At 59.1% G+C, this 24889-nt stretch carries 23 protein-coding genes and 1 tRNA gene; 9 read left to right on the top strand and 15 right to left on the bottom strand.

Annotation, left to right across the window (positions count from 1 at the left end; genetic code table 11):
* Nucleotides 1-71: 71 nt before the first annotated feature.
* The 4 genes from ACR0AC_RS12415 to gpmI all read right to left on the bottom strand — a co-directional run bounded on the left by ACR0AC_RS12415 (nt 72) and on the right by gpmI (nt 6685).
* Complete coding sequence (locus ACR0AC_RS12415) at nt 72-2105, bottom strand: autotransporter family protein (RefSeq protein ID WP_480873738.1); 2034 nt, start codon at nt 2103-2105, stop codon at nt 72-74.
* 591 nt (nt 2106-2696) lie between these two features.
* Nucleotides 2697-4037 (bottom strand): S41 family peptidase, encoded by a 1341-nt coding sequence (locus ACR0AC_RS12410; RefSeq protein ID WP_170622231.1) that lies wholly within the window; start codon nt 4035-4037, stop codon nt 2697-2699.
* Between the two features lie 6 nt (nt 4038-4043).
* Nucleotides 4044-5174 (bottom strand): peptidase M23, encoded by a 1131-nt coding sequence (locus ACR0AC_RS12405; RefSeq protein ID WP_170453902.1) that lies wholly within the window; start codon nt 5172-5174, stop codon nt 4044-4046.
* Entirely contained in the window at nt 5171-6685 is a 1515-nt protein-coding gene (gene gpmI, locus ACR0AC_RS12400; protein ID WP_480873735.1) for a 2,3-bisphosphoglycerate-independent phosphoglycerate mutase, read from the bottom strand. Before gpmI ends, ACR0AC_RS12405 begins: the two co-directional genes overlap by 4 nt.
* Before the next feature lie 214 nt (nt 6686-6899).
* Between gpmI and ACR0AC_RS12395 the strand changes: the two genes are divergently transcribed.
* Complete coding sequence (locus ACR0AC_RS12395) at nt 6900-8033, top strand: DUF819 family protein (RefSeq protein WP_480873732.1); 1134 nt, start codon at nt 6900-6902, stop codon at nt 8031-8033.
* A 3-nt stretch (nt 8034-8036) separates the two neighbouring features.
* On the top strand, nt 8037-9458 hold the full coding sequence (locus ACR0AC_RS12390; protein ID WP_480873729.1) for a pyridoxal phosphate-dependent decarboxylase family protein: 1422 nt from the start codon (nt 8037-8039) through the stop codon (nt 9456-9458).
* Here the strand turns inward: ACR0AC_RS12390 and ACR0AC_RS12385 are convergent.
* The 4 genes from ACR0AC_RS12385 to ACR0AC_RS12370 form a co-directional block, all read right to left on the bottom strand.
* Nucleotides 9455-11125: a sulfatase-like hydrolase/transferase gene (locus tag ACR0AC_RS12385; RefSeq protein WP_480873727.1), complete on the bottom strand. Its 1671-nt coding sequence runs from the start codon at nt 11123-11125 to the stop codon at nt 9455-9457. The two genes, ACR0AC_RS12390 and ACR0AC_RS12385, sit on opposite strands and share 4 nt — an antisense overlap.
* Nucleotides 11126-11188: 63 nt before the next feature.
* Nucleotides 11189-11425 (bottom strand): (Na+)-NQR maturation NqrM, encoded by a 237-nt coding sequence (nqrM, locus tag ACR0AC_RS12380; RefSeq protein ID WP_480873724.1) that lies wholly within the window; start codon nt 11423-11425, stop codon nt 11189-11191.
* A gap of 15 nt (nt 11426-11440) precedes the next feature.
* Nucleotides 11441-12466 (bottom strand): FAD:protein FMN transferase, encoded by a 1026-nt coding sequence (locus ACR0AC_RS12375; protein ID WP_480873722.1) that lies wholly within the window; start codon nt 12464-12466, stop codon nt 11441-11443.
* Between the two features lie 67 nt (nt 12467-12533).
* Nucleotides 12534-12719, bottom strand: a complete 186-nt coding sequence (locus ACR0AC_RS12370) for a hypothetical protein (protein ID WP_170453909.1) — start codon at nt 12717-12719, stop codon at nt 12534-12536.
* Nucleotides 12720-12831: 112 nt separating this feature from the next.
* On the opposite strand from ACR0AC_RS12370, the gene ACR0AC_RS12365 reads away from it, so the two are divergent.
* Nucleotides 12832-13356 (top strand): CBS domain-containing protein, encoded by a 525-nt coding sequence (locus tag ACR0AC_RS12365; RefSeq protein ID WP_170453910.1) that lies wholly within the window; start codon nt 12832-12834, stop codon nt 13354-13356.
* On the opposite strand, the gene ACR0AC_RS12360 is transcribed toward ACR0AC_RS12365, so the two are convergent.
* Nucleotides 13353-14114: a metallophosphoesterase gene (locus tag ACR0AC_RS12360; protein WP_170632533.1), complete on the bottom strand. Its 762-nt coding sequence runs from the start codon at nt 14112-14114 to the stop codon at nt 13353-13355. The two genes, ACR0AC_RS12365 and ACR0AC_RS12360, sit on opposite strands and share 4 nt — an antisense overlap.
* 177 nt (nt 14115-14291) lie before the next feature.
* Between ACR0AC_RS12360 and ACR0AC_RS12355 the strand changes: the two genes are divergently transcribed.
* From ACR0AC_RS12355 to ACR0AC_RS12340, 4 genes are all read left to right on the top strand, one after another.
* Entirely contained in the window at nt 14292-15305 is a 1014-nt protein-coding gene (locus ACR0AC_RS12355; RefSeq protein WP_480873717.1) for an NAD-dependent epimerase/dehydratase family protein, read from the top strand.
* A 13-nt stretch (nt 15306-15318) separates the two neighbouring features.
* A complete protein-coding gene (tviB, locus tag ACR0AC_RS12350) occupies nt 15319-16602 on the top strand; it encodes a Vi polysaccharide biosynthesis UDP-N-acetylglucosamine C-6 dehydrogenase TviB (protein ID WP_480873714.1) in 1284 nt (427 codons plus the stop codon).
* 94 nt (nt 16603-16696) lie between these two features.
* Complete coding sequence (locus tag ACR0AC_RS12345) at nt 16697-16921, top strand: AbrB/MazE/SpoVT family DNA-binding domain-containing protein (RefSeq protein WP_170453913.1); 225 nt, start codon at nt 16697-16699, stop codon at nt 16919-16921.
* Complete coding sequence (locus ACR0AC_RS12340) at nt 16918-17304, top strand: type II toxin-antitoxin system death-on-curing family toxin (RefSeq protein ID WP_480873711.1); 387 nt, start codon at nt 16918-16920, stop codon at nt 17302-17304. Before ACR0AC_RS12345 ends, ACR0AC_RS12340 begins: the two co-directional genes overlap by 4 nt.
* Nucleotides 17305-17391: 87 nt before the next feature.
* Here the strand turns inward: ACR0AC_RS12340 and nqrF are convergent, their stop codons facing one another.
* The 6 genes from nqrF to ACR0AC_RS12310 are packed head-to-tail and all read right to left on the bottom strand — an operon-like array spanning nt 17392 to nt 23252.
* Nucleotides 17392-18615 carry an NADH:ubiquinone reductase (Na(+)-transporting) subunit F gene (gene nqrF / locus ACR0AC_RS12335; RefSeq protein ID WP_480873708.1) on the bottom strand — a complete coding sequence of 408 codons (1224 nt, stop codon included), beginning with the start codon at nt 18613-18615 and terminating at the stop codon, nt 17392-17394.
* A gap of 10 nt (nt 18616-18625) precedes the next feature.
* Nucleotides 18626-19234 (bottom strand): NADH:ubiquinone reductase (Na(+)-transporting) subunit E, encoded by a 609-nt coding sequence (gene nqrE, locus ACR0AC_RS12330; protein WP_170453916.1) that lies wholly within the window; start codon nt 19232-19234, stop codon nt 18626-18628.
* Nucleotides 19234-19887, bottom strand: coding sequence for an NADH:ubiquinone reductase (Na(+)-transporting) subunit D (locus ACR0AC_RS12325; protein ID WP_152460184.1), 654 nt, complete (start codon nt 19885-19887; stop codon nt 19234-19236). Before ACR0AC_RS12325 ends, nqrE begins: the two co-directional genes overlap by 1 nt.
* Nucleotides 19887-20702, bottom strand: a complete 816-nt coding sequence (locus tag ACR0AC_RS12320) for a Na(+)-translocating NADH-quinone reductase subunit C (RefSeq protein WP_170522537.1) — start codon at nt 20700-20702, stop codon at nt 19887-19889. Before ACR0AC_RS12320 ends, ACR0AC_RS12325 begins: the two co-directional genes overlap by 1 nt.
* A complete protein-coding gene (locus tag ACR0AC_RS12315; protein ID WP_170622244.1) occupies nt 20695-21903 on the bottom strand; it encodes an NADH:ubiquinone reductase (Na(+)-transporting) subunit B in 1209 nt (402 codons plus the stop codon). Before ACR0AC_RS12315 ends, ACR0AC_RS12320 begins: the two co-directional genes overlap by 8 nt.
* A gap of 5 nt (nt 21904-21908) precedes the next feature.
* A complete protein-coding gene (locus ACR0AC_RS12310; RefSeq protein WP_480873706.1) occupies nt 21909-23252 on the bottom strand; it encodes a Na(+)-translocating NADH-quinone reductase subunit A in 1344 nt (447 codons plus the stop codon).
* Between the two features lie 298 nt (nt 23253-23550).
* Between ACR0AC_RS12310 and ACR0AC_RS12305 the strand changes: the two genes are divergently transcribed.
* Nucleotides 23551-24666 (top strand): THUMP domain-containing protein, encoded by a 1116-nt coding sequence (locus ACR0AC_RS12305; RefSeq protein WP_170622246.1) that lies wholly within the window; start codon nt 23551-23553, stop codon nt 24664-24666.
* Between the two features lie 113 nt (nt 24667-24779).
* Nucleotides 24780-24856: transfer RNA gene (locus tag ACR0AC_RS12300), tRNA-Pro, on the top strand.
* The last annotated feature ends 33 nt before the right edge of the window (nt 24857-24889 follow it).

The following is a 24889-nucleotide window of genomic DNA, read 5'->3' as shown; positions in this document are numbered from 1 at the left end:
AATGTACCGCACCCGGGAACGGCGGCAGTGCGCAACAAAGCCGCAGTTTAATCGATGGCTTTTTTTACTGATCAGAACAGTACGCTTAAATTTGCTCCCAGGCCATGTTCTTCGCCATTGGAACGAGCCGAATAACTGTACCCTGCCGTGAACCTAGTTTGCTCAGACATCTGATACCCTAGCCCCAGCCCAAGAACGAACCCATTGGCTCCTCGGTTTTGTCCGACTTGAGTGAATGTCCCAAATATCGGGCTCGTAACGGTGATTTCGTGTTCCCTGTTCTTGTTGGCATAGAAGTCGTACTCGTAGCGGGCAAAGGCTATTGGTGTGAGCAAACCATTCTCGGTTAAGAAGTCCTGTTGATAGTCAATTCCAATGGAAGCGATCAGGGACTCCGCATCCGCATTTTCAACTGAATAGTTAAAGTCACCGCCCCCGGTCTCTGTCCCAGAGCCTTGCCGGATGCGACCAAAATTCAATCCAAAAACTGTGGACATTCTTGCACCGCTTTTCAGGTTGACCAGCTTCCTTGCCTGAACACCGGCGTGAATTCCCTCTTGGTCAAGATCCGATTTTGCCTCACCTCCAGTAAAGCCATCAAGAGAAGGGTTAATCCGCCTGGCGTCGGTTTCACCGAACATGTATCCGATCAACCCGGAAAATTCCCAGGTTCCGGTTGTCGTACGACCGTAAACACCAGCGTGATAGCTGTCGGTCGAAAAGTCTTGATCGACTTGATCGTGCTCATCCATGGAGGACGTCCCAACGCCTGCGTAAACGCCAACGACCCCTCTATCGGAACTTACGACATCCGCACCGGCCACAATGGTGCTGAGCGAATAATCGAATGTTCCGAGGCCGTTACTGCCATCGACATTGCCACTCACATAAGCTGTATCGATCCACCAGCGACGATCAGCACAGTCTATTGCACCAGTCCTGTTCTGGATGGCATCGATGTCACCGGACGCAATGGGTTGGTCCTGGGTCCTGAAGCCAACCGATTGATACCTGCGACAATCTGCGTGGCTAAGCACAGCGTTGGTTATCAGGTCCAGTTGCTCCAACCCGATTGTCAAATTTGAGGAATAGGGCTCGGCATGTACCCGATTGAACCCGGCCAACCCAGCATTGGTTAGCGTGCTGACAGCGTTGCCCAAAGTCGCGCCACTGCTAAGCATGGTTCCCGGCGAAGTGCTTGCCGTGTTCGCAACTGCTCCGGAAAGGTTACTGGCATTGGGAGAGCCTGCAACTAGGGGGTTCTGCGGCAGGCTTGAAACGGGCAGCGTCGTAAACGCTATATCAATTCTACCGTCTGCCGTTGGCACATTTGCGATACTCAAGCTGGAGAGAGCTGGCAAGGAACCCCCGGCAACAAGTATGGGGGTGTCACCGTCGAAACTGGAAGCTTGAAAGACTGTGTAATCGTTGCCAGACGCATAGTCTTGTGCTGACAAACCGGGTCGAGCTGCTTCGACCTGTATCCTCGCACGATTGATTCCGGTCACTGGACCGGTGGATGTAACCAAGTCGGCTTTTTGTCCGGCTAAGGGATCAACTTCAGTCAAGATGGTTGATCCGGCATCAAAGGCGATCCCTCCAGTGTTGTGGAGCGTTCCGATAGAAAAGCCCGGCGAAAGTACGCCGCCGTTTTTTACCGTGAAATTGACGGCATTTACCGTGCCATTGCCCGCCAAAGTGCCAAAATTGTCGAAGTTAAAGGAAGAAAGACTGCTTGACGCATCCAGGCGCAACGTTGTTCCGGCGGCAATCTCCATATCGCTGGTTGAAGAAATCGAACTATTGGTCAGTGTAAAATCAGAAGCCTCAACAATCCGAGTTTGAATAAAATATGCACCGAAAACGAATTCGGTTGCTCCCACAACCGTCAGGTTGTCGTAGGTTAACGGACGGTCGGATTGAAAGTACACTTCGGTGGGGTCGATGTTTTGGCCATTGAATGGCGCAAACGTCATGGATCGGCCCGATCCAATCGAAGTGTTGATCAGATTTACTCTAAGCTTGCCGTTCAGGTTTGTAGCCAGCGCTTCTCGGGAAACAAAGTCTCCACTACCTGCTGCGACATCTACATTAAGCAGGGTCAATACTGAAGCGTTACTGGGAACTACGTTCCGACCCGGGACATATATCTCGATCTCCCCAGAGGACGTTATTGATGAGTTTTCAATAGTAAGTCCCGTTATCGGTCCATTCGGGATTGGAAGACACGTACGCTCGGTTGTAGAGATAGTTTGGTTTGTAAGAGTAGTTTCAGATCCAGATGAATACTCTACTCGAGGCGATCCCAATTCAGCGCAAACCTGTGAGCTTTGGGCTTGTGCGCTGGCTGACAACAAAAAGTAAGCTAAACTTACGAATGTTAAACTCGTCAAAGCCGCGCGCTGCAATTTGCGACCCAAATCGATCGGGCTATTGATTATCACCAACTGTCTCCTCTCGCGGCAAAAGGCGAAACCACTTCACCATCATAAGGCTTGAAGAGAACAATTCATATATTTGTTTTTGATAGGAAATTCCTGTGGCATTTGAGCAAATTCACCAAACGAACACCGTTTGCTTTGGCACCCACAACTACCATTCACACGTTGTCGATCGCGCACTTATTCGCACACGATCAACACTTTTGGTCAGAGGTTCGGCCCTACGCCGCCCCGCGCCCCTAATGTCCAAGCGCCCTACTGCGAAGGCCCGTTTGGATTGAAGGCCGACAGGCCCTTGAGGATGTCGATGGCATAGGCCAGCTGGTAATCCTCTTCCCGCAGTTCAGCGGTGGCTTCGGCTTTGGCGCGGTCTTCTTCGATCTGGCGAATCTCGTCCTCGCTCAGGCTGTCATTGTCCAGGCTGCCGCGCAGTTCGGCCTCGGACCGGGTAAAGCGGTTTTCCTCTTCCTCCTCGGCTTCGGGCTGCGGGCGTGGTTGTTCGACGATGATATCCGGGCTGACGCCAAGCGCCTGGATCGAGCGTCCCGACGGCGTGTAATAGCGCGAGGTGGTCAGGCGCATCGCCCCGTCGCCCCGCAGCGGCATAACCGTCTGGACCGAGCCTTTGCCAAAGCTCTTGGTGCCGACCACGATGGCGCGGCGGTGATCCTGCAGGGCACCGGCCACGATTTCCGAGGCCGAGGCCGAGCCGCCGTTGATCAGAACAACGATGGGTTTGCCCTCGGCCAGATCACCGGGGGTTGCGTTGAACCGCTCGCCCTCTTCCGGGTTGCGGCCACGGGTCGAGACGATCTCGCCTTCGTTCAGGAACGCGTCCGACACCCGGATCGCCTGCGTCAGCAGACCGCCGGGATTGTTGCGCAAGTCCAGAACCACGCCATTGACCTTGTCGATACCACCGGCTTCGGCGATCTGTTCTTCCAGCCCGGCCTGCAGGTTGGGGAAGGTCTGATCGTTAAAGGTTGTCACGCGCAGCACCACGCTGGTGCCCTCGGTGCGAGCGCGCACGGCGGTCAGTTTGATCGTGTCGCGGATGATGGTGACATCGAAGGGCTCGGGCTCGCCTTCGCGGACAACGGTGATGATGATCTCGGAGCCCACCGGCCCGCGCATCAGCTCAACGGCCTTGTCCAATGTCAGGCCCAGAATGCTTTCGCCATCCACATGAGTGATGAAATCCCCGGCCTCGATCCCGGCCTCATCGGCGGGCGTGTCATCGATGGGCGAGACAACTTTGACAAAGCCTTCTTCCTGCGTGACTTCGATGCCAAGGCCACCAAACTCGCCCCGTGTCTGCACGCGCATCTGTTCAGCATCATCGGGCGACAGATAGCTGGAATGCGGATCCAGCGAGGTCAGCATGCCGTCAATTGCCGCTTCGATCAGTTCCTCGGGCTCGACCTCTTCGACATATTGCGCGCGGATGCGTTCGAAGATGTCACCGAACAGGTCGAGTTGCTGATACACATCGGCCTTCTTTTCGGCCTCTTGCGCCAGCAACGGGCCTGCAATCTGAGTGGTTGCAATGATGCCTGCCACGGTTCCGGCCAGTCCGGCCATCACAAATTTCTTCATACTCGTTTATCCATCCTTGCTGGTCCGAAACCACGATTCCGGGTCCACGGGGCTGTTGTCTTCTCTTACCTCTATATAGAGCGTTTCTGACCGGTCAGTTCCAGTGCCATCACCAGTTGTTGACAAAATAGCGCCGATTTCCGGGGTTTCACCGGGCATCAGCCCAACCGGTGTGCCTTCGGGGATCACTTGTCCGATGTCGCCATAGACCTCTTGCAGGCCGGAAAAAACGAACAGAAGCCCCGGTTGCGGTTCCAGAATAATCAGGTTTCCAAGATCCAGCAGCGGGCCGCGATAACGGATGGTTGCCGCAGTGGGCGCAGTCACCAGCGCGCGGGGCCGTGTGCCCAGGACCAGACCGGGGCGCGTCACGCCCGCAGCGTCGGTTTCGCCTGCCCTGTGCAGAAGAATGCCCTGAACCGGCAGCAATATATCACCCTTGCGACCCGAGACGCTGGCATTGGTGGCCGCAATCTCCCCTTCCGAGATTTCGGACAATCCGCTGGCAAACCCGTCCAGCGTTTCGGTGGACGAGATCAGGATCGCCGTCTTGATCGGATCCTCGACAAAGCGCTGCGGCAGGTCGGTGCGGTCGGCAATCGCCTCGCTCAGACGGGTGCGGGCCGATTGCACACCGGTCAGGCCTTCGGTCAGGGTTTCGGCGGCGTCCTGTTGCAACAGGCGCAGGGTCTGAACCTCTTGCAGATCACGCGCCAAAGCTTCGGCCTTGGCGTTTAGGCCCGGTGTGACCTCGGACAGCATCATGCCGGTGCGGGCCGCGCCCAAAGGGCCAGAGGGATGCAGCATCAGAACCGGCGGTGCGGTGGTCTCGATCGTCTGCAACACACCCAGCAGCTGCGCCACATCCTTTTCGCGGGCGCGCAATTCGGCAGACAGCTGCGCCTCACGCGTGGCGGCCATGCGCAAACCGTCGCGCATGGCGGACAGTCCGGCCTCGTAGGCCTGGATCGTCTGGGTCAGGGCCCGCACGCGGTCCCTCGCGCTGTCGGCTTCGGTCAGTGAAACCGAGGCCTGTTCCAGCATCTCGGCCGCTGCCAGCGCCGCCTCAGACGGATTGCTTTGGGCCGTCGCCGAACCGGCGAGACACAGCGCGACTGCGACGGCCAGACCCCTCATGACAGCAGGCTTTCCCCGGTCATTTCAGGTGGTTTGGGCAGGTCCATCAGGTCCAGAAGCGTTGGCGCAAGATCCGACAATCGCCCGCTTCGCAACGCGGCACCTGCGGGGCCACCGACCAGAGCAACCGGCACCGGGTTCAGCGTATGCGCGGTATGTGGCCCGCCGGTTTCCGGATCGACCATCATTTCGCAATTGCCGTGATCGGCTGTGACGATCATCGCGCCCCCGGCGGAGTTCAATGCTTCGACGACCTGTGCCAGACCCTGATCCACGGCTTCGCAAGCTTTGATCGCGGCCTGCAAATCGCCTGTATGCCCAACCATGTCCGGATTGGCATAGTTGGTGACGATCAAATCATAGCCCGCCTCAATCGCCTCGACGAATTTGGCGGTCACTTCGGTCGACGACATCTCGGGCTGCAGATCATAGGTCGCCACTTTGGGCGATTTGGGCATGAAGCGGTCCTCGCCTGCCTCGGGCACCTCTTTGCCGCCATTCAGAAAGAAGGTCACATGGGGGTATTTCTCGGTCTCGGCCAGCCGGAACTGGCGCAGGCCCTGTTTGGCCACCCATTCGCCCAGCGTGTTCACGATGGCGCGTTTCGGGAACACCGTTGTCATGTAACCGTTGTGGCCGTCGGAATACTCGACCATCCCCAGCAATGCCGACAGCGCCGGGCGCGGGCCGGTATCGAAATCGGCAAAGCCCGGCTCGCCAATAGCGCGCAGGATTTCCCGTGCGCGGTCGGCGCGGAAGTTCAGGCAAAAGAACCCGTCGCCGTCTTTGACACCCTTATAGCCATCCAGCACCGTGGGCGAGATGAATTCATCGGTTTCCGATTGGTTGTACGCGTGATCGACCGCGCCATGTGCGGAACTGGCCGCGCGACCCTGCCCTTTGATCATGGCGTTATACGCCTCTGACACGCGCTCCCACCGGTTGTCGCGGTCCATCGCAAAGTAACGCCCGCTGACGGTGACAATGCGCGCGCCTTCGGGCAGACGATCCTCAAGCTCGGCGATGTACCCAAAAGCCGATTTCGGGGCCACGTCGCGACCGTCTGTCACCGCGTGCAACGCGACCGGCACCCCGGCATCGGTGATTGCCTTGGCCGCAGCGACGATGTGATTCACATGGCCATGTACGCCGCCGTCCGAGGCCAGACCCATCAGATGCGCCGTACCACCCGCCGCCTTCACCTTGGCGATAAAATCCTGCAACGCCTCATTGTCGAAGAAGGATCCATCCTCGATGGCCAGATCGATCTGTCCAAGATCCATCGCCACAACCCGGCCCGCGCCGATATTGGTATGGCCAACCTCGGAATTGCCCATCTGCCCGCTGGGCAGACCCACATCCGGGCCGTGGGTGATCAGCGTGGCATGCGGGCCCTGAATGATCGCATCGAAGGTGGGCGTTTTCGCCAGATAAGGCGCGTTGGCCTGCGTGTCCTCGGACAATCCCCAACCATCGAGAATGCACAGGACTACGGGTTTGGGCGTGGCCATTTTACTCTCCGGTAACTGCTCTTGGCGAACCTTCTACCCGGTGACCGCCGGGGGGTGAACCGCCTTTGAGGCAATTGGCGCAGATTTAATCAACCGCTCATCGGGCATAGAGGCCCGGATTTCCATACCCCAACAGGTAGCGAACCTTACGTCACGCCACCTTGCGCCATTGAGGTCGGGCTGCCTAGTCTCGACCACAGGGGAGAGGACAGTCATGCAGCCAGAGATTGCGGTGTTTGCACTGATCTACGTATTCGCGCCTGCCGCGCTGATGCTGTTGGCGCGGCATTGGGCGCTGGCCGGGCGGCTGGGGCCGATTGTGCTGTGCTATATGGGTGGTCTGGCGCTGGGTCTGTCGGGCCTGCAACCCGAGACGGCCCAGCACATCCGCAACAGCGTGATCGAGGCCAGCCTGGGGCTTGCCCTTCCGCTGCTGCTGTTTGGCGTCAATCTGCGCGCCTGGGGTCGGATCGCCGGATCAGCCCTTTTGTCCATGGTGTTGGCCGTGTTGTCCGTAAGTCTTGTTGCTACCGGTCTGTTTTACGTGTTCAACGCAGGTGGCACCGAACAGGCCGAGCAGCTGTCGGGCATGGCCGTCGGCATGTATACCGGCGGGCTGGCCAATATGGGCGCGATCAAGCTCGCGCTGGATATCCCCGAGGGTCGCTATCTGCTGTTCGCCACCGTCGATACCGTTGTCGGCGCGGCCTACCTGCTGTTTGTGCTGACGCTGGCCCCTGTGGTCTTTGGGCGATTCCTGAAACCCTTTGTCGGATGCGTTGAATCCAATCCCCCGGAACCGGCCGAGGCCACCCGGCCCAACTGGATCGCACACGGGCTGATTGCGTTGCTGGGGGCCTCGATGTGCGTCGGTGCGGCATTGACCTTGGCCCCTTTCGTCACCTTCGCCGCGCCGCAGGTGATGATCGTCGTTCTGCTGACGACGCTGGGCATTCTGGGGTCCCTGACCCCGTCCTTACGCCAAAACCGGGCCGCGCCGCATATGGGGATGTATCTGCTTTATGTGTTTTCGTTCAGCGTTGCGGCCTCGATGGATCTGGCAACGCTGCGCCACTTGGATCTGGCCGTTCTGGGGTTTGTCCTAATCGCCACCTTTGGCAGTTTTGCCCTGCATGCGCTGCTGGCGCGACTGGCGAGGGTGGATCGGGACACGTTTCTGATCACCTCGGTCGCCGCCGTCATGTCACCTGCTTTCGTGCCCATGATCTCGCGCAGCCTGCGCAACCCGGCGATCTTGATGTCGGGCATGGCAACCGGCATTCTGGGTTTCGCCATCGGGAACTATCTGGGCATTTCACTGGCGCTGCTGCTGGCCCAAGGGGGATAGGATATGGACCATCAGAAACTACCGGAAACGGGCCGCCCTGAGGGTGAGATACTGGATCAGCTCAAGTCCTTTGCCGAGGATGACCCGAATTACCGCGATGGCCGGACCTGGAGCCTGGTTTACCATCTGGATGACGACCACGACGCCTTCACCGCCAAGGCCTACAGCGCGTTTTCTTCGGCCAACGGCCTGAACCCAGCCGCGTTTCAAAGCCTGAAACGGATGGAGACCCAGATCATCTCGACCATGGCCGGTCTGCTGCATGGCGGGCCGGACACGTGCGGCGTTGTGACGGCGGGTGGGACGGAAAGCTGCCTGATGGCGGTCAAAACCTACCGCGACATGGCGCGCAAACGGCGCAAGGTGACACGGCCCAACATGATCCTGCCCAAGGCGGCGCATGTGGCATGGTTCAAGGCGGCGGAATATTTCGGGGTCAAGGCGCGCCTGCTGCCGATGACACCGGATTATGCGACCGACATTTCCCGGCTGAAGCGAATGATCAACGCGGGCACGGTCATGATCCTGGGTTCAGCCCCGGAATACCCGCATGGCACCATCGACCCGATTGCCGAAATGGGGGCGATTGCGCAGTCCAAAGGCATCCCATTGCATATCGACGCCTGCGTCGGCGGGCTGATCCTGCCGTTCATGGAGCGGAACGGGGTCGACCTGCCCGACTGGGATTTCCGGGTTCCGGGCGTCACCTCGATCTCGGCCGACCTGCATAAATACGGCTATGCGGCCAAGGGGGCCTCGACCATCCTGTATCGCGATCTGGACCTGCTGAAGCACCAGATGTTCATCTGCCAGGATTGGCCCGGCGGAGTCTTCGCCTCTCCCGCTCTGCTGGGCACCCGACCGGGCGGAGCCTATGCTGCCGCATGGGCCGTCATGCAAAAGCTGGGGGTCGAGGGCTATTGTCGGCTGGCCAAAGACACGACCGAGGCGGTCGAACAGCTGAAGGCAGGCATCACAGCGATCGAAGGGCTGCGCATTCTGGGCAACCCGCAGGGGCCGCTGCTGGCTTATGGTTCAAGCGACCCAAAGCTGAACATCTACGCCGTGGCGGATCAGTTGGAACGGGCGGGTTGGAACATCAACCGGGTGCAAAACCCCGATGGCATCCATTGCATGGTCACCGCCAAACACCTGCATGTGACCGACGAATACCTGTCTGATCTGGCGCAGGCCGTCGCAACCGTGCGCGCCAATCCCGAACTTGCCAAGACCGGCGGGGCGGCAACCTATGGCATGATGGCCCATGTCCCCCTGCGCGGAATGGTCAAATCCAAAGTGCTGGATGTGTTCGCCGAGATGTATCGCGCGGGCGGCGGCGGGTTGCATCTGGACGATGGTAAAGCGCCGAACCTGCTGGAACGCGGCATGGCGCGCTATGTGCAATGGAAAGCGCGGCGCGGCTAGTCTTTCAGATAGTCCTTGTAAGGCTTCGCTTTGCGGTTGCGATATTTGACTGTCAGGTCCAGCGGCATCTCGTTCTCATCGTAGATCCCGACGACAATCCCCCTGCCCCGGCTTTTGGTCCGCATCTCGAACAGTTGCTGCTCTGATCGGGTGGTGCGCTGCGACGGGCGGCGGGTCCAGGCGAACAGATGCTCGTACATCTCGGCAATCACCTCAGAATGATCGGCGCTGTCGCCCAGATCGATCAGTTCCTGCGGGTCGTTTTCCAGATCGAACAGGATGGGGCGGTGCCCGCCCTCGCAATGGATCAGTTTCCAGCGTTTATTGGCGACCATGAACATCACTGCATCCCGGACCGAAGCATTCAGACGCTCGGCAATGGGTGAGGCGGAATAGTCGTATTCGCAGATCACTACATCCCGTGGCACCTCTTGCATCTGCCCATGCAGGATCGGCAGCAGGGAATGACCTTCGAGGATATGGTTGGCCACTTCCCCTCCGGCCACATCGACGAAAGTGGGCGCTAGGTCGATGGACTCGACCAGCGCATCACAGACGGTGCCGCGGGTCGCATCAGCCTCGGGCGATGGGTCATAGATGATCAGGGGCATCTTGGTCGAGGCATCGTGGAAGAAGGTTTTCTCACCCATCCAGTGATCGCCCAGAAAATCCCCGTGATCCGAGTTGAGAACGATCATCGTATCGTCCATCCGCCCGGTCTGTTCCATCCAGTCGAACAGGCGGCCCATCTGGTCATCGGCCTGCTTGATCAGGCCCATATAGGCGGGGATCACGGCCTCGCGGACCTCCTGACGAGAAAAGGTCTGGCCAATCTTGGTGTCCATGAATGCCTTGAGCACCGGATGCGCGTTCTGGCGTTCTGCCTCGGATCGGACCACCGGCAGCACATGTTCGGGGCCGTACATCGAGGCATAGGGTTCCGGCACGATGTAGGGCCAATGGGGTTTGATAAAGCTCAGATGGCAACACCACGGGCCGTCATGGGTTTCCATGAACTCCATACCGCGCCCGGTCAGATAAGGCGTTTCGCTATCCTCTTCGGCGATATTCGCGGGCTCGGTTGCGTTCTTGAGGAACCAACCAGACAGAACGTTGCCCTCGGCATCCAATCCGGAGTTGGCGAAGTCGTGCCAGGGATTGTCGCTCTCATAGCCCTTGGACTTCAGATATTTATTGTATTCCTTTGCGCCATCCGGGTCGTAGAAGCCATCTGGGCCCTCGGGCAACATTCCGTCATCGCGTTCGAATACGTCAAAGCCACACTCGGCCACGCGGGCACCGATCAGGCTGTCCGGTTCCAGCCCCAACCGCGCCATGCCTTCAGCATCGGCGCGCATATGGGTCTTGCCGACAAGGTAACAGTCCATTCCGGCCTTGCGCAGGTGATCGCCCATCGTGATCTCGCCCACTTTCAGCGGAATGCCGTTCCACGACGCGCCGTGGGAATGCACGTAGCGCCCGGTATAGGTGGACATGCGGGAACTGCCGCAGATCGGCGACTGGATATAGGCCCGGTCGAAACGCACACCACGGGCGGCCAAACGGTCAATGTTCGGAGTGTGCAGATGCGGATGCCCGTAGCAGCTCAGATAATCCCAGCGCAGCTGGTCGAACATGATGAACAGGATGTTTCTGGCTTTGGCCACACGCGCCTCCCGACTGGTCCGGGGGCTATCTAGCCGGTTCCAAAGGCGCTGCGCAAATACAGATCAGGCCTGCCGTTCCATCTGTTCCAGCATCTTCTTGGCGCGCTTGCACTGAAGCTGATCGCGCAGGGGGCTGTTCGGGTCTACATCCTTTTGGCAGACCACGCATTTATCCGCGCCCGAGATCGCGTTCAGACCACCGCAGCTGCCCTTGATGGTCTTACCCATCAGCATCACACCCAGCGACATGCCGACCATGACCAGAGACAGAAGAATAAAGGCCAGAATGAAGGTGCTCATGTCGGTTCCTACCGGTCAGTTGGTTCCCAGGGCGTCTTTGAACGCGCTGCTGTGGACGGTTATATAGGCATCGTCGCCGCCTGTCACATCGCGCGAGATGAAATACACGGCAAGTTTATACTGTTCGGCCAGTTCCATACCCTTTTCCTGCCCCAGCGCCAGCATGGCAGTCGCCCAGGCATCGGCCATCATCGCGTTTTCGGCCAGAACCGTGACCGAGGTCGTGCGATGCGTGATCGGACGCCCGGTGGTCGGGTCGATGATATGCGAATAGCGCACGCCATCCTGCTCGAAGAAGTTCTTGTAATCGCCCGAGCTGGCCATGCCGCGATCATCCAGCGACACAATCAACTGCACGCTCTGCGATCCGGCCTCGGGTTTTTCGATGCCGATCCGCCAGGCCTCGCCCTGATCGTTCTGGCCCTTGGTGACCAGATCGCCGCCGATTTCGACCAGATAATCCTCGATCCCCGCATCCTGCAGGGTTTCGGCCACCGCATCGATGCCATAGCCCTTGGCAATCGCTGACAGGTTGATCCCGACAGACGGATCAGATTTCGCCAACGTGCCAGCCGAGGCATCCAGCGTCAAAAGTCGCGCCTGCCCCACACCATTCAGGGCGGCCTGAATATCGGCATCCGATGGCACCGGATCCTCGGGCTTGCGCGGGCCAAAGCCCCAAAGCTCGATCAGCGGGCCCAGTGTGACGTCGAAAGTACCGCCGGTTTTCTCATGCACATCATTTGCCGCCGCCAAGACCAACGCGAATTCGTCAGAGATCGCCACCGGGTCGGTGCTGGTTGAGGCCGAGAAGGTCGAAACCTCGGAATTCGGGTCCCAGTTCGACATCTTGGCGTTGACCTCGGCCAGTGCCTGTTCGACCGATGCGGCCAGCGCGGCCTCGTCCAGATCCTCGCCAATTGCGGTGATGTTGAAGGTCGTGCCCATCGTCTCGCCCGACAGGCGCACCACGTCGGGTTCCTTGTCGAACAGGCAGCCGGTCAGAAAGGATGCAAGGGCCAGTGCAGACAACAGACGCATGGATCGGTCTCCGGGGAAAATCAGTGCCCGGCATATGCCAGCGCCCCCTGTCAGAGTCAAACCGGCTTCACAGCTTCAGCGGCAAAAAGCCCAGCACCAAAAGGCCGATCCCCGCCGGAAGCCCGAACAGCCACGCGCGTTTCTGCCAACCCTCGGGCTGTTGTTTCCACGCCATGCGGAAATTATGGCCACAGACGACCACCGCAAAGAAGATCAGCGCCGCGATGGGGGGTGTCAGGTACAGATCGCTCACAAGGTCAGACTCCGGGTTTTCGCCGATCAGGGCATTTGCACCCTATACAGGCCATTTAGCTGCGCTAAGGTAAAAGGGAAAGACACTGCAAGAACCAAGAAGGAGATTGCCTATGGCCCCAACCTCTTACCAGGCACCGATGCGCGGCGATAAAGACAAAAAGACGACGCACAGCCAAACGACGGGGTCCAATCTGGCGCAGTCACAGACGACCGTGGCCAAACTGCTTGAGGGCAAGGGTGACTCGGTGTTTTCAGTGCGCCCGAACGAGACGATCCATTCCGTGGTCAACACCCTGAAAGAAAAGCGGATCGGGGCTGTTCTGGTAACCGATCAGAACGGCGCGCTGCAGGGGATCCTGTCGGAACGCGACATCGTGCGCCGGATGGCGGACACGCCCGGCCAGACCCTGCCGCAATCGGTCGAGGATCTGATGACGCGCGAGGTCAAGACCTGCTCGCCAGATGATCCGTTGAACGAAGTTCTGAAAACCATGACCGAAGGCCGGTTCCGTCACATGCCGGTCCTGCGCGACGGCAACCTGTGCGGCGTGATCACCATCGGCGACGTGGTGCATTTCCGCCTGAAAGAACTGGAATACGAAGCGCTGCGCATGAAGCAGATGATTGTGGGCTAGGTCGAGGTAAACCGCACCCCGCCCCTGAATATCTCAGCCGCCGTCAGGCGGCTGCTTGAATAGGCCCCGGTATCGATTGAGACAACCCCGTTCTGCGCCCGCGCGTGGGCGACAATCGTGTGCCCGTGCACAACCCATTGCCCGTCCTGTCTGGCCTGAACCCGGAACATCGGATGCCCCCACAGGCAAATCTGGCGCAATTGCGCGTCCAGCGCCTTGCGCGGGTCCAAAGCGGCGTGGACAACCGTGACATTCCCGCTGGTCCAGCTGAGCGGGCGGTTTGACAGCCAGCTCAGCAACTCATTCCCCATGGCTTGCCGCAGTTCTTCGGCCACAGCAACGGCCTGTTCTCCTTCTGTCACCTCGGCACCGCCTGACACTCCGAACGAGTTCAGCGTCTCAACGCCGCCGTTTTGCTGCCAAAGGTGACCCACACGCTTTGGGTCTTCGACAAAGCGCAACAGCATCTCTTCGTGATTGCCCAGCAAACAGATGATCCGCCCGCCCGAGGATTCGCTGAGGTGGTGCAGGTGATGCAGAACCTGTGCGCTGCTGTCGCCGCGATCCACGTAGTCGCCGACAAACACCCATGGACACGTATCATCCAGACGAGGCAGTAGATCCTGTAACAGGTCCAGCCGCCCGTGAATGTCCCCGATCGCGATGAACCGCTCCTCGGGCGCGATTTCCGGCGCGTCAACCTCTGCGGTCTGCGCGTCACCCTGCCCGAACAACCCTTTTATCCAGTTCCTAACCATCACAGTCTTTCACTACCCGGCCTGATGCGTTCCGACAATCGGCAATTCCGGGCCATGTCACGATGTTGACCAATCCGGTTGCAGATTTGCTATGACGGATAAAAGGGAGATTCTACTTGACCTTGCAGCAAGGAGAGTATCCCTGATGCCTAGGGTTTTATTGTGTTCGAGGGTTTTATGAAGCGAGTTTTGATTACCGGTACGGCGGGTTTCATCGGGTTCCATCTGGCCAAGCTGCTGCTGTCAGAAGGGTTCCGCGTGCATGGCTATGACGGGATGACCGACTATTACGACGTCACCCTGAAACAGCGCCGCCATCAGATGCTGATGCAGACGCCGGGCTTCACCGCGACCGAGGCCATGCTGGAAGACCACGACCAACTGATGAAAATCGCCGACGAGTTTCAGCCCGAAGTCATCGTGCACCTCGCCGCCCAGGCCGGTGTCCGCTACAGTCTGGAAGAACCGCGCAGCTACATAAACTCCAATGTTGTCGGCACCTTCAACGTGATGGAGGTTGCGCGTGTGCATAAGGTCGATCACCTGCTGATGGCCTCGACCTCGTCGGTCTATGGCGCGAATGAGGATATGCCCTTTATCGAGGTCGAAAAGGCCGACACGCAGCTGACCATCTACTCGGCCACCAAAAAGGCGAATGAGGCGATGGGGCATTCCTACGCGCATCTGTGGGACCTGCCGACCACCATGTTCCGCTTTTTCACCGTCTATGGCACCTGGGGACGGCCCGATCTGGCGCTGTATAAATTCGTGGATGCGATTCTGGATGATCGTCCGATCGACATCTACAACCATGGTGACATGTATCGCGACTTCACAAACGTGAACGATCTTGTCCGTGGCATCCGATTGTTGATCGATGTGCCTCCGGTCCGACCCGCCAGCGCGGATGAGATCGATGACGGCGACAGCCTGTCCCCGGTCGCCCCCTATCGGGTCGTCAATATCGGCAATGGCGACAAGGTGCGCCTGATGGACTTCGTGGAAGCCATCGAAGAGGCGGTGGGCAAAGAGGCAATCCGCAATTATATGCCGATGCAGATGGGCGATGTTCCCGCCACATGGGCCAATACAGACCTGCTGCAACGCCTGACCGGTTACCGCCCGCAAACCGATTTCAAGGATGGAATCGCCCGCTTTGTCGAGTGGTTCCGAGAGTATCACGGCAAATAAGGGGCAAAGCTTGATGCTGGACACAAACCCGGATGCCCGCAAAATCGCTGTTATTGGACTGGGCTATGTCGGCCTGCCGCTGGCCGTGGCCTTTGGCAAGATCGGCCCGGTCGTCGGCTTCGACATCAACCAGCCGCGCATCGACGCCTTGCGCGGCGGCAATGATGCCACGCAAGAGGTCGAGCCCGAAGATCTTACCGCCGCCTCAGGGCTGAGCTTTACCACCAATGTGTCGGATCTGGCCGACTGCGACACCTATATCGTCACCGTTCCAACCCCAATTACACCGGGCAAACGGCCGGACCTGTCGCCTTTGCTGGCAGCGTCCGAAACGGTGGGCGGGGTTCTGAAACCCGGCGATCTGGTGATCTACGAATCCACCGTCTATCCCGGCGCGACCGAGGAAGACTGTGTGCCGGTGCTGGAACGCGCCTCGGGCCTGCGGTTTAACGCCGATTTCTATGCAGGCTATAGCCCCGAACGGATCAATCCCGGTGACAAGACCCACCGGATTGCGGATATCTGCAAAGTCACCTCGGGCTCGAACCCCGACGTGGCAGATCTGGTCGATGCGCTTTACGCGCGGATCATCACCGCCGGAACCCACAAGGCCGAGAGCATCCGCGTCGCCGAGGCCGCAAAGGTCATCGAGAACACGCAACGAGACCTGAACATTGCCTTGGTGAACGAACTTGCGATGATCTTCGGCCGGATGGAAATCGATACCGAGGCCGTTCTGCGCGCCGCAGGCACCAAGTGGAACTTTCTGCCCTTCCGCCCCGGTCTGGTCGGTGGGCATTGTATCGGCATCGACCCCTATTACCTGACCCACAAGGCCGAGGCGGTGGGGCACCACCCTCAGATCATCCTCGCCGGGCGGCGCCTGAATGACGGGATGGGCGGTTATGTGGTCTCGCAACTGATCAAGCGGATGACGCGCGACGGTATCAATGTCGGCGCGGCGCGGGTTCTGGTGCTGGGGCTGACCTTCAAGGAAAACTGCCCGGACCTGCGCAATACACGCGTGGTTGATATTATCGAGGAACTGCAAAGCTATGGCGTCAGCGTCGATGTGCACGACCCGCATGCCGACCCGGCAGCGGCGCAGGCGGAATATGGTCTGTCCCTGATCGATACGCCACAGGACGGGACCTATGATGGCGTCATTCTGGCCGTCGCGCATGAGGAATACAAAACGCTCGATCCGGCCCAATTCCGCGCCTATGGCAAATCGCAAAGCATCGTCTATGACATCAAATCCTGCCTGCCGCGTGAGGCCAGCGATCTGAGGCTTTAGGCCTAGATCCGACAAGCCTTGGGGGCCTCAAGCCCCTAGGCTTGCGAAATGGGGCCGCTTTCGGTATATACATCCATATATACCGGAGGTCCAAATGATCGAAACCAAGATCCGCAAGGTCGGAAACTCGGCCGTTATGACATTATCGACCGAAATGCTGACCATCCTCGATGCCAAGGAAGGGGACACTCTTTTTGTGCTGCGCGGGGATGATGGCACGTTGAAAGTCATGGCGCATGACCCTTCGGTGGCCGAGGCGCTGGCAGCGGCCGAGATCGTCATGGATGAAAACCGCGATCTTCTGCAGGCCTTGGCTTGAAGCTGCGGATCTGGGTTCCGCTGGCCGCAGTCATCGCCATTCACGACCGACAAATCTCGCGCCATGGCGGCGCGCCCGGTATGCGCGACCGGGCGCTGTTGGAGATGGGCTGCGCACGCGCCATGAATCTGGCGGCCTATGAAGATGCCGATCTGGCGGCAATCGCAGCGGCCTATGCGTTCGGCATCGCCAAGGCCCATGCGTTCATCGACGGCAACAAACGCACGGCTTTCGTCACCGCCCTGACCTTTCTGAGGCTCAATGGATATGCCTTCCTGCCCGACCCGGTCAAAGGTGTCCAGATGATAGAAGACCTTGCAGCGGGTCAGGTTGACGAGGCGGAATTTGCGGCCTGGCTGAAGGCTGGCTGGACGCAGATCTAAGCCGTCTCGGCAATTGCTTAAGATCACCAAATAGCAAAGCCCCGCTGCGAATGAGCGGGGCTTTTCTATCTTGGTCCTGCGTTAATCTTACCCGCCGAAATCGTCGAGCATGATGTCTTCGCGATCCACGCCCAGATCCAGCAGCATGTTGATGACCGACTGGTTCATGATTGGTGGGCCACACATATAGAACTCGCAATCCTCAGGCGCGGGATGGTTCTTGAGGTATTCGTCGTACAGAACGTTATGGATAAAGCCGGTGTAGCCTTTCCAATCGTCCTCGGGCTGAGCATCCGAAAGCGCCACGTGCCATTCGAAATTGTCAAACTCTTCGGCCAGCTGATCGAAATCCTCGACAAAGAACATCTCTTTCTTCGAACGCGCGCCGTACCAGAAGGTGATCTTGCGGTTGCGGTTCTCAAGACGCTTGAGCTGGTCGAAAATGTGGCTGCGCATCGGGGCCATACCGGCACCACCGCCGATGAAGACCATCTCTTTTTCCGTCTCGCGGGCAAAGAACTCACCAAACGGACCCGAGATCGTCACCTTATCACCCGGTTTCAGGTTGAAGATATACGACGACATCTGACCGGCCGGGATCCCTTCGGAGCCCGGAGGCGGTGAAGCAACCCGGACGTTCAGCATGATCATGCCCTTTTCATCCGGATAGTTGGCCATCGAATAAGCACGTTCGATCGGCTCGTTCACGACGGACTCGTATTGCCACAGATTGAAGCGGTCCCAATCCTCGCGATACTCTTCCTCAACGTCGAAATCGGTGTATTTCAACTGGTGCGCGGGGGCCTCGATCTGGATGTAACCACCGGCGCGGAAGTTCACATCCTCGCCTTCGGGCAGGTCCAGCGTCAGTGCCTTGATGAAGGTGGCCACGTTCTCGTTCGAGCGAACGGTGCATTCCCACTTCTTGACGCCAAAGACCTCTTCCGGGACTTCGATCTCCATATCCTGCTTGACCGCAACCTGACAGGACAGGCGGTCGCCGCAGGATGCCTCGCGCTTGGTGATGTGGCTTTCCTCGGTCGGCAGGATCGACCCGCCACCCGAATGCACACGCACCCGGCATTGCGCACAAGTACCGCCGCCGCCGCAAGCGGAAGGAACGAACAGTTTCTCGGCCGCCAGCGTTTGCAGCAGCTTGCCACCCGCCGGAACGGATACGGTTTTCTCACCGTTGATCGTGATGTTGACGTTACCGGTCGACACCAGGCGCGAGCGGGCGGCCATGATGATGGCAACCAGTCCCAGAACGATCAGAGTGAATAGGATGACGCCTAAGCTAAAGGTTTCCATTGCGCCCTCCTTACAGTTTCACGCCCGAGAAGGACATAAAGGCCATAGCCATCAGTCCCGCGGTGATGAAGGTGATGCCAAGACCCTGCAAGCCGTCCGGAATGTCCGAATATTTCAGCTTTTCGCGCACACCCGCCATCGCGGTGATCGCCAGCGCCCAGCCAAAGCCCGAAGACAGACCATAGGTCGCCGCCTCGGCAAAGTTATAGTCGCGCTCCACCATGAACAGCGAGCCACCAAGGATGGCGCAGTTCACCGTGATCAGCGGCAGGAAGATCCCCAGCGCGTTGTAAAGCGGCGGGAAATACTTATCCAGGATCATCTCGAGGATCTGAACCATCGCCGCGATGACACCGATATACGAGATCAGGCCAAGGAAGGTCAGGTCCACATCCGGGAACCCGGCCCAGGCCAGCGCGCCCGGTTTCAGCAGGTAGTTCAGCAGCAAGTTGTTGGCAGGCACGGTGATCGCCTGAACCAGCATCACCGAAATCCCCAGACCCAGCGCTGTCGAGATCTTCTTCGAAACGGCGATGAAGGTACACATCCCCAGAAAGAAGCTGAGCGCAAGGTTTTCGACAAAGATGGCCTTTACGGCCAGTGAGATCAGACCTTCCATCAGTGGGCCTCTACCTGCTGAATTTTGTATTCACGCTCTTCCACCTGGTTCGGCTTCCATGTGCGGAAGGCCCAGATGATCAGACCGATGATGAAGAACGCCGACGGGGGCAGCAGCAACATGCCGTTGGGCACGTACCAGCCACCGTTGTTGACGGTCTCCAGAATGGTGACGCCAAACAGCGACCCGGCGCCGAACAGCTCACGAATGAAGCCGACCAGCAGCAGGATCAGACCATAGCCCATGCCGTTGCCCATGCCGTCGATGAAGGACGCGACCGGGGGGTTCTTCATCGCAAACGCCTCGGCGCGGCCCATCACGATACAGTTGGTGATGATCAGGCCAACGAAAACCGACAGGGTTTTCGAGATCTCAAACGCGTAAGCCTTGAGGATCTGGTCCACCAGGATCACCAGCGAGGCGATGATCACCATCTGCACGATGATCCGGATCGAGCCCGGGATCTGGTTGCGCAGGCACGAGATGAAGAAGGACGAGAACGAAGTCACGAAGATCACCGCCAGCGCCATCACCATCGACACCTGCAGCGACGAGGTCACCGCCAGCGCGGAACAGATGCCCAGCACCTGCAAGGTGATCGGGTTGTTGTCGACAAGCGGGTCGACCAGCATCTCTTTCTTGGTCTGAGACATTAGAACTCTCCTGCTTGCAGCTTGGCCAGGAACGGAGCGTAGCCCGCGTCGCCCATCCAGAATTTCACCAGGTTATCGACACCCACCGAGGTCAGGGTCGCCCCCGCCAGCGCGTCGATATAGAAATCAGGTCCGGCCGCAGGCTGGGATTTCGACACGGTGATCTGCAGATCGCCATTGTCATCGCGCAGCTTTTTACCGTTCCACAGCGCCTTCCAGCGGGGGTTGTCCACCTCGGCCCCAAGGCCCGGGGTTTCGCCATGCTGATAGAATTGCAGACCGTAGATATCGTTGCCGTTATTTTCCAGCGCGATAAAGCCATAGAGCGTGGACCACAGGCCATAGCCGTGCAGCGGCAGGATCACCTTGTCCAGATCGCCCGCATCGTCGCGCAGCAGGTAGATTACGCGATACTTCGACTTGCGGCCAATACCAGCCGGGTCATCGTCCAGCGCAACGCTCAGCTCAGGATCGCTGGCGGCGGCAATGTCGTCGAAGGTGGCCGGGTCGAACTGGTCATCGACGAAATCGCCGGTGGACAGTTCCACAACATGCGGCTCGAACGCGGCGAAAGCTTCGGTCACGTCGGTGCCCGGCTCATAAACGCCTGCCACCTGCAACACGTTGATCTGCTTGTCCTTCAGGCGGTTGACCTCTTGCACCGGGCGCAGGCTGACCGCCGCGGCTGAGACAACCATCGAGGCGACAAGACAGACGGCGACCGCGATGAAGATCGTCTTGCCGACCGAATCCGGCGAGGCCGCCAGAAACTTGGCAATCGCGCCTTTGGGTTCTGGGGATTGCGTATCAGACATGGCGACGCGCCCTCCGTTTGATGTTGGCCTGAACGACGAAATAGTCGATCAGCGGTGCAAAGACGTTGCCGAACAGAATGGCCAGCATCATGCCTTCGGGGAAAGCCGGGTTGATGACACGGATCATCACAACCATGACACCGATCAGCGCACCGTAGATATAGCGGCCCATGTTGGTGTGGCTGGCCGAGACCGGCTCGGTCACCATGAAGGCCAGACCGAAGGCGTAGCCGCCGATGACGATGTGCCAATACCATGGCATCGCAAACATCGGGTTGGTGTCGGAACCGATCAGGTTCAGCAGCAGGGTAAAGCCAATGGTGCCCGCCAGACAGCCGATGATCAGGCGATAGTTGGCTATCCGCGTGGCCAGCAGGAAGGCCAGACCGATCATACAGGCCAGCGTCGAGGTTTCGCCAAAGCTGCCCTGAATCGAGCCAAAGAACGCATTCCACCAGGTGATGCCATCAGCGGCCAGCGCCTGAAAGCCCTGCGAGGCCGAGACGGACAGAGCAGTGGCGCCCGAGAACCCGTCAACCGGTGTCCAGACCGTGTCACCGGACATGCTGGCTGGATAAGCGAAATACAGGAACGCCCGGCCCACCAGAGCAGGGTTGAGGAAGTTCTTGCCGGTGCCGCCAAACACCTCTTTCCCGATCACAACGCCGAAGATGATCCCCAGCGCCACCTGCCACAAGGGCGCAGTAGCTGGCATGATCAGCGTGTAAAGCATTGAGGTGACAAGGAAACCTTCGTTTACCTCATGTCCACGCACGGTGGCAAAGATGACCTCGAAGATACCGCCTGCAACCAGCGTCACGATGTAGATCGGCAGGAAATACATCAGCCCGTGCATCACATTGGCAAAGACGCTGGAGGGGTCCAGCGAAATCCCAAACATCTGCAACAGCGCAATCCGCCATCCGGTCGCCGAGTCAGGCCCCAGCGCAGCAATGGCCGAGTTCGCCTGATAACCGGTGTTATACATCCCCCACAGGATACAGGGGATTGTCGCGAACACGACATAGGTCATGATCCGCTTCATATCGATATACGACCGCGCATGCGGCGCGACGGTGGTTACGGTTTTCGGAGTGTAGATAAAGCTTTCTACCATCTCGTAGATGGGGAAGTACTTCTCGTACTTGCCGCCCTTGGTAAAGTTCGGCTCGATCCGATCAAAGAAGCTGCGCAAACCCATTTGGCTCAGCCCTCCTTTTCAATCTTGGTCAGGCAGTCGCGCAGCGCCAGCCCGTATTCATATTTCGCCGGACAGGCAAAGCCGACAAGGCCCAGATCCTCTTCGTCCAGCTCCAAAGCACCCAGCGCCTGCGCGGTATCGGTGTCCATCACCAGCAGCGCGCGCAGCAGCTGTGTCGGCAGGTAGTCCTGCGGCATCAACTGCTCGAACGTGCCGGTCGGAACCATCGCGCGGCGTCCGCCATTCAGGTTCGAGGTCAGCGGAAACAGCTTCTTGGCAAGGGCAGACCCCAGAACCGGCTGCACCGCGAATTTCGACGGCATCGGAAGGATCCAGCCCAGCGTATGCTGGTCGTGATCTTCGCGAATGATCGAGATCTGGCGGGCAAAGCGCCCCAGATAAGCGGTCGGTCCATCGGCCTGCGTTCCCGACAGGATCGAGCCCGAGATGATCCGGGGCGTGCCGTCGACATTGACCTCGTCCCGGGTCAGATCGTCGGTCGAGGCACCCATGACGGTACGGATCAGGCGCGGTTGCCGCGCGCCGGGGCCGCTGATCGCGATGACGATATTCGGGTCCAGATGACCGGTCTGCACCAGACGACCGATGGCGATCACGTCCTGATAGCCGATCGTCCAGACCTGTTTGTCGCCTGCCAGAGGTTCAAGGAAGTGGATATGCGTACCAGCCAGACCTGCCGGGTGCGGGCCCGCGAAGGCGGCGGCTTCAACAACGGGCATATCCGCACCGGGAACGCTGTCGCCGTCCTTGTGGCACAGATATGTCTTGCCCTCGGTCAGTTTTGCAATGGCCCCAAGACCCGCAGCAAACGCATCCCCCGCATCCGCAATGATCACAGCGGCATCTGCGGCCAGAGGTTCGGAATCCATCGCCGTCACGAAGATTGCAGCGGGTTTGGTACCGGGTTCGGGCATTTTCGAATAGGGCCGCGTACGGAACGCGGTCCACAGACCGGCGGCGCACAGCTTTTCGGTCACGCCTTCGGCACTGTCGGCATTGCCAACACCCGAGAAATCGACGCCCGTATCATTGGGGTCCGATACCTCGATCACCACACTTTGCAGCACACGGCGGGCACCGCGATTGATGGCCACGACCTTGCCGGTCAGCGGGGCCACCATCATCGCATCGGGCGCATCCTTGTGACAGAACAAGGGCGTGCCACGTTGAACCGCATCCCCTTCCTGCACCAGCATGCGTGGTTTGAGCCCCAGATAGTCTGCGCCCAACGCCGCTACGGTTTTGAATTCCGGCCCCGGATGGATTTTCTGTTCAGGCGCACCCTGAACCGGCAATTCCATCCCCTTCTTCAGTTTGAAAGTTTGCATGTCGCTACTGTCTTCCAAGCCTCTTTACCTGCGCCGACCATCTCTGCCATCGGGTCATGGCCCGAGATAGCGCGAATTGTCTCATCCAAGGGAGGGCAAAAGCGCCATTTCCCTGCCAAAATCCGCTGGCGTTTTTTCGATCACGGACCCTTTACGCGCGCCTGTCGCGAAACGCAAACCTGTTACCGCCGAAAATGCGGAAACCCTATCACTTTCTGTGTGAACAGGCACAATGGCAGCAATCTAGCATAAAAAAAACCGTGTCGCGCCCGGTTTCTATCCGGTGTAAGCAACGGAAATGACAACATCTGACCAGTTCGAGATCTTTTTGGCGGCGACCCCGGGCCTCGAGGCGCCGCTCTGCGACGAAGCCGTTCAGAACGGATTCGCAAACGCCCATCGCGTGGCCGGCGGCGTCAGTTGCCGGGGCGACTGGTCCGAGGTCTGGCGCGCCAATCTGTGCCTGCGCGGGGCAAACAAGGTTCTGGTCCGGATCGGCAGTTTCCCCGCTGTTCATCTGGCACAACTGGACAAACGCGCCCGCAAATTTCCATGGGCCACATTCCTGCGCCCCGGCATCCCCGTGAAGGTCGAGGCCACCAGCCGCAAATCGCGCATCTATCATGCCGGAGCTGCGCGCCAACGCGTGGAACGCGCCATCTCGGAAACGCTGGGCGCGCCGATTTCATCCGAGGCAGACCTGCGCGTCATGCTGCGCATCGACAAAGACGTCTGCACCCTGTCGCTGGATACCTCGGGCGAGCCTTTGCACAAACGCGGCCACAAACCCGCCATCGCCAAAGCGCCAATGCGCGAGACCATGGCTGCCATGTTCCTGCGCAATTGCGGCTTTGACGGGACCGAGCCGGTGCTGGACCCCATGTGCGGCTCGGGCACTTTCGTGATCGAAGCCGCCGAGATCGCCCTTAGCCTGCCCCCCGGCCGCTCGCGCCGGTTTGCGTTCGAAGACCTCGCCTGCTTTGACGCACAAGCGTTTGACGCGCTGCGCGTAACCGGGCCTGAGGTACAGACGTCCATCAGGTTCTACGGCTCGGACCGGAATGCAGGCGCCATCGAAGCCGCCACCGCAAACGCAGATCAGGCCGGTGTTTCGGACGTGGCCCATTTCACCCAACGCGCGGTCAGCGACATAAAACCACCCGAAGGCCCCGCCGGGCTGGTCATCGTCAACCCGCCTTACGGAGCCCGCATCGGCGATGAAAAACGCCTCAGATCGCTTTACGGCAGCCTCGGCAAGACCCTGCTGGCGCGCTTTTCCGGCTGGCGCGTCGGGATCGTGACCAGCAATCCTTCTCTCGCCCGATCCACCCGCTTGCCTGATTTGTCCGCCGGGCCAGTGGTCGATCACGGCGGCACGAAAATCAAACTCTACCAATCCGGCCCGCTGCCCTAAAGGCCCGCATAGCTGCGCTTGACCCGCGCGCCTGCCTATTCCAGTTGCCCGCGAGATATAGAAATATCCCTCTTGCACATCCCAAACACCGGGTATAGACCCGCCGCCACGGTCGGAGTGTAGCTCAGCCTGGTAGAGCACTGTCTTCGGGAGGCAGGGGTCGGAGGTTCGAATCCTCTCACTCCGACCAAAATCAAAGTTGTCCCCTAATTACGCAATCATT

It is taken from the genome of Ruegeria sp. H7, from assembly GCF_056532945.1.
This window is presented reverse-complemented; position numbering and strand designations above follow the sequence as displayed.